The 4,421-nt window shown below is 72.6% G+C and carries 7 protein-coding genes; 4 read left to right on the top strand and 3 right to left on the bottom strand.

Annotated features, from left to right (window positions below):
* The 3 genes from AN218_RS25865 to AN218_RS25875 all read right to left on the bottom strand — a co-directional run.
* Positions 1 to 358 (bottom strand): aminoglycoside phosphotransferase family protein (locus tag AN218_RS25865; protein ID WP_216311805.1); only part of this gene is annotated, 358 nt, incomplete at its 3' end.
* A 175-nt stretch (positions 359 to 533) separates the two neighbouring features.
* Positions 534 to 1,013, bottom strand: a complete 480-nt coding sequence (locus AN218_RS25870; RefSeq protein ID WP_070019397.1) for a ferritin-like domain-containing protein — start codon at positions 1,011 to 1,013, stop codon at positions 534 to 536.
* Positions 1,013 to 1,660 carry a hypothetical protein gene (locus AN218_RS25875; protein WP_244900722.1) on the bottom strand — a complete coding sequence of 216 codons (648 nt, stop codon included), beginning with the start codon at positions 1,658 to 1,660 and terminating at the stop codon, positions 1,013 to 1,015. The genes AN218_RS25870 and AN218_RS25875 overlap by 1 nt, the downstream gene beginning before the upstream one ends.
* 278 nt (positions 1,661 to 1,938) lie before the next feature.
* Between AN218_RS25875 and rimP the strand changes: the two genes are divergently transcribed.
* The 4 genes from rimP to AN218_RS25895 form a co-directional block, all read left to right on the top strand.
* The gene (rimP, locus tag AN218_RS25880; RefSeq protein ID WP_070019398.1) at positions 1,939 to 2,487 is read left to right on the top strand and encodes a ribosome maturation factor RimP; all 549 of its coding nucleotides are present in this window, start codon (positions 1,939 to 1,941) and stop codon (positions 2,485 to 2,487) included.
* Between the two features lie 2 nt (positions 2,488 to 2,489).
* Entirely contained in the window at positions 2,490 to 3,527 is a 1,038-nt protein-coding gene (gene nusA / locus AN218_RS25885; RefSeq protein WP_070019399.1) for a transcription termination factor NusA, read from the top strand.
* Between the two features lie 61 nt (positions 3,528 to 3,588).
* On the top strand, positions 3,589 to 3,876 hold the full coding sequence (locus AN218_RS25890) for a YlxR family protein (RefSeq protein WP_079132594.1): 288 nt from the start codon (positions 3,589 to 3,591) through the stop codon (positions 3,874 to 3,876).
* Positions 3,877 to 4,030: 154 nt separating this feature from the next.
* Positions 4,031 to 4,421 (top strand): translation initiation factor IF-2 N-terminal domain-containing protein (locus AN218_RS25895; RefSeq protein WP_171908799.1); only part of this gene is annotated, 391 nt, incomplete at its 3' end.

A 4,421-nucleotide genomic window follows, 5' to 3' on the forward strand; every position in this document is an offset into this window, starting at 1 on the left:
CCTCGGCGGTCTCCGAGCGCAGGGCCCGCACGGCGCCCCGGCCGTCCCACTGCGCGAGCGCCGCACACTCCCGCTCGGCCCGCTCCCGCGCCCCGCCGACGTACGGCGCGAGCAGCTTCAGCGCCGCGGGGGTGCCGTCCGCCTGCCGTGCGAGCGTGACGAGGCTGCTGCGGCCCCCGGGCGAGACCACGCGCTCCGGCGTCAACTCCCACTTGTCCAGCATCCGTTCCAGCAGCGCCGGCAGCTCCGCGAGCCACTCCTCGCCGGCCCGTCCCACCTGCTCGCCGGCGTGTGCGTGCTGCGAGCCGAGAGCGCGCACGAGCCGCCGCGGGGGATCGAGAGGCAGTGCAGAAGGCATGCGGTGAAGGGGACCTTTCGGACGCGGGCCGTCGGACGGTGGACGAGGCTCCGGCACGGGCGGAGCCACCGGGTACGCAGTGTCGTTGTCGTGCTGTGCCTGTGCCGTGCCGGCCATTGCGTGCGGCGGAGCGCAGGGCGAACGCCGGGCGCCGGCCGGCCGGTTCACGGAACGGTCAGAGCGAACCGGACGTCTCGCCGGGCGTGGGCGATCCCGAGGGCGCCGGGCCGTCGGAGGCGGAGCGCTCGGAGAGACCAGGGAAGGCTACGCTGCTGCCCCGCCAGCGCACCGACCGGACCGCCGCCTCGCGCAGCACTCCCGCCGCCTCCCGCCTGCGGGCGCCGTCGCTGACCCGTACGAGATCGGCGTACACCCCGGCCAGGCGGTCTTCCAGTTCGGCTGCGAGCCGTACGGCGGCGGCGCTGTCCGGCACCGCGAACGGCAACGCATAGGCCGCGGCGGCAGGTTCCGGTTCGCCGCCGAGGTCGCGTACTTCGCGGCGCAGCCCGTCACGCCGGGCCCGGTGGGCGTCGTACGCGCTGCGCGCCTCCTCCTGGCGCGAGGACTCGATGCGGCCGCCGACGACGCCGTAGCCGTAGACGGTGGCGTGCTCGGCGGCGAGTGCCGCCTGTACGGCGTCGACCAGCTTCCTCATCAGCCGTCGTCCTTCCCGTCGTCGCCGTTCTTCTCGGCGCCGCCGTTCTCCGCGCCGAGCAGATAGGCGTGCGCGGCGCCCGCCGCCGCGAGCGACGCCAGCAGCCGTGCCGTCTCCGGCGGCGCCTTCACCAGCGCCGCGGTGCGCTTCCCGGCGATACCGCGCTCCGCGTCGCCCAGGGCGGTCAGCGCCGCCTGCCGGTCGGAGGGAACGTCGGGCCGCCTGCCGGGAGCGGTGCGTTCACGGTGACGGCGCTGCCCGCCGCCGGCGTCCTTGCCGTCGTTCCCGTTGCCGTTCCGGTGGTCGTCTCCGTCGCCTTCGAGGACGTCCGCGTGCCGCATCGTCGCCGCGCGCAGCGGACGGAGCCGGTCCGCGAGGGCGGAGTGCGCCTCGGCGGTGGCGTCGTAACGGGCCAGCAGGTCCAGGCTCTGCCGGGCCGCCTCCCGCCGCAGCCGCTTGTCCTCCGCGGCCGTCCGCTCGTCGTCCGGGCCGCTGCCGTCCCCGGAACACCCGGCGGCGAGCGGCGTCAGCGCCCCGATCGCGCCCAGAGTGCCCAGCGTCCCGGCGACCAGGGACCGCCTGCGCGGACCGGCCGGCGGCCGGGAGCACCCCGGGACCGGAGGATCAGAGGGAGGCGTGAGCGGCATGAGTGCTCCCTGATCGGCTCGGCATCGCTGGAACCTCTGCGGTGGACACCGCGTGCGGTGATCACCGCCCCGTGAGGGTACCCGCGCGCTTTCGAACGCATCGACGGGCCACCCTCACTGCCCCATGCGTACCCGCACGTCCGGGACATCGCGCCCGGATCGCCCGTCTGGTCGGCGCCGCGCGCGGCGCACGTTAGTCTTGGACGGGTACACGCCCACGTCATCTCCCTTGCTACAGGCGCCCCTACAACAGCACACGCGGCCGAGGAGTCACCCGGATGAGCACCACCCAGAGCGAAAGGCTGCGCGCACTGCTGGGGCCCTTCGTCAGCAAGAAGGGGCTGGATCTCGAAGAGATCGACGTGACCCCCGCGGGGAAGCGGCGCGTGCTGCGCGTGGTGGTGGACTCCGACGACGGTGTGCAGCTCGACACCTGCGCGGAGCTGAGCCGCAGCCTCTCCGAAGTGCTGGACGAGGCGGACACCATGGGCGGCTCCCCGTACGTGCTGGAAGTGACCTCGCCCGGCGCCGACCGTCCCCTCACCGAGCAGCGGCACTACCGCCGTGCCCTGGGACGGCTGGTGAAGGCGAACCTCACCGAGAGCGCCGGCGGCGGCGAGGTGACGGCGCGCATCACGGGCGTAGACGACGACGGCGTCGACCTGGAGGTCCCCGGTGTGAAGGGCCGCAAGCCCACCTCGCGCCGGCTGGCCTTCGACGACATCGCGAAGGCGCGCGTCGAGATCGAGTTCAACCGCAAGGCCGCCGAGAAGAGAGCACAGGACGGGTCCGCGGCCGACGACGAGACAGGCAAGGAGGAGGCGTAGCCGTGGACATCGACATGAGTGCCCTGCGCGGGCTGGTGAGGGAGAAGGAGATCTCCCTCGATCTGCTGGTGGAGGCGATCGAGTCCGCGCTGCTGATCGCCTATCACCGCACCGAGGGCAGCTACCGCGACGCCCGCGTCGAACTGGACCGCAAGACGGGCCATGTGACGGTCTGGGCGAAGGAGAACGCCGCCGACCTCGCCGAGGGCGCCGAGCCCCGGGAGTTCGACGACACCCCGTCGGGTTTCGGACGCATCGCCGCCACCACCGCGAAGCAGGTCATCCTCCAGCGGCTGCGCGACGCCGAGGAGGAGGTCACCTTCGGCGAGTACGCGGGCCGCGAGGGCGACGTCGTCGCGGGCGTCGTCCAGCAGGGCAAGGACCCCAAGAGCGTGCTGGTCGACATCGGCAAGCTGGAGGCGATCCTTCCGCCGCAGGAGCAGGTCCCCGGCGAGGACTACGCGCACGGCACGCGGCTGCGTACGTACGTCGTGCGGGTCGCCAAGGGCGTGCGCGGTCCGTCCGTGACGCTCTCGCGCACCCACCCCAACCTCGTCAGGAAGCTCTTCGAGCTGGAGGTGCCGGAGATCGCGGACGGCTCGGTCGAGATCGCCGCCATCGCGCGCGAGGCCGGGCACCGTACGAAGATCGCGGTGCGCTCCACACGTTCGGGGCTGAACGCCAAGGGCGCCTGCATCGGCCCGATGGGCGGCCGGGTGCGCAACGTCATGGCGGAGCTGCACGGCGAGAAGATCGACATCGTCGACTGGTCCGAGGACCCGGCGGATCTGGTCGCGCACGCGCTCTCCCCGGCACGTGTGAATCAGGTCGAGATCATCGACCTCGCGGCGCGTTCCGCGCGGGTCACGGTGCCCGACTACCAGCTCTCGCTCGCCATCGGCAAGGAGGGGCAGAACGCCCGCCTCGCCGCACGTCTGACCGGCTGGCGCATCGACATCCGGCCGGACACGGCGGACGCCGGAGAGGCCGTTTCGGCCGAGCCGGGCCCGCCTCCCGGGCAGGCGGCCGAGCAGGGCTGAAACCAGAAGCGTGCCCGTTACCCCCGAAGGGGGGCGACGGTGCGGGGAGGTAGACTTAACAGTGTCTGGCCGGACGCGAGTCCGAGCATGCCCACAGCGCACTTGCGTGGGCTGTCGGAAGCGCTCGGACAAACCCGATCTGCTGCGTGTGGTGCTGAGCGGGGGCCGATGCGTCCCTGATCTTCGCGGTACGCTGCCCGGCCGGGGCGCGTATCTGCATCCCACGTCGGCCTGCCTCGGTCAGGCCGTGCGCCGACGGGCCTTCAACAGGGCCTTTCGCGGCCCGGGCCCGTTCGACGTGACGGAGCTGCACCGGCAGGTGGAGCAGATCGAGCAGGCGGAACCGTAAGACAGTCCGTTCGGAACCCTCCGTTCGGAGAGGTACCTCGCGAGTCGGAAGTAGGTCGAGATTGCGATGAGCACTCGATGAGTACGCGATGAGTACGCCCATGCATAAGTAGCGAAGGTCCGGCGGATGAGCCCCCCGGACCGTAAGGAGCGAAGTGGCTAAGGTCCGGGTATATGAGCTCGCCAAGGAGCTCGGAGTCGAGAGCAAGGTCGTCATGGCCAAGCTCAACGAACTGGGCGAATTCGTCCGCTCGGCGTCCTCGACGATCGAGGCGCCCGTAGTACGGAAGCTGACCGACGCCTTCGAGGCGTCCGGCGGTGCCGGCGGAGCCGGTGCCAAGAAGTCCGCCGCGAAGCCGGCGGCCCCGAAGAAGACGACCGCCAAGCCCGCCGCGCCCAAGCCCGGCGGCGCCCCCGCGCCCAAGCCGGGTGCGGGAGCCGCGAAGACGGAGCAGTCGAAGCCCAAGCCGGGAGCCCCCAAGCCGGCGCCGGAGGCACCCGCCTCCCCGGCCGCCGCGGCCGAGGGCGAAGCCGGCGGTCCGGTCA

This window comes from Streptomyces nanshensis, from assembly GCF_001751255.1.
Lineage (GTDB): Bacteria > Actinomycetota > Actinomycetes > Streptomycetales > Streptomycetaceae > Streptomyces > Streptomyces nanshensis_A.

Coding starts and splice junctions, on each gene's coding strand:
- AN218_RS25870 (WP_070019397.1), bottom strand. CDS start 1,013: ATGAGGAAGCTGGTCGACGCCGTACAGGCGGCACTCGCCGCCGAGCAC.
- AN218_RS25875 (WP_244900722.1), bottom strand. CDS start 1,660: ATGCCGCTCACGCCTCCCTCTGATCCTCCGGTCCCGGGGTGCTCCCGG.
- rimP (WP_070019398.1), top strand. CDS start 1,939: ATGAGCACCACCCAGAGCGAAAGGCTGCGCGCACTGCTGGGGCCCTTC.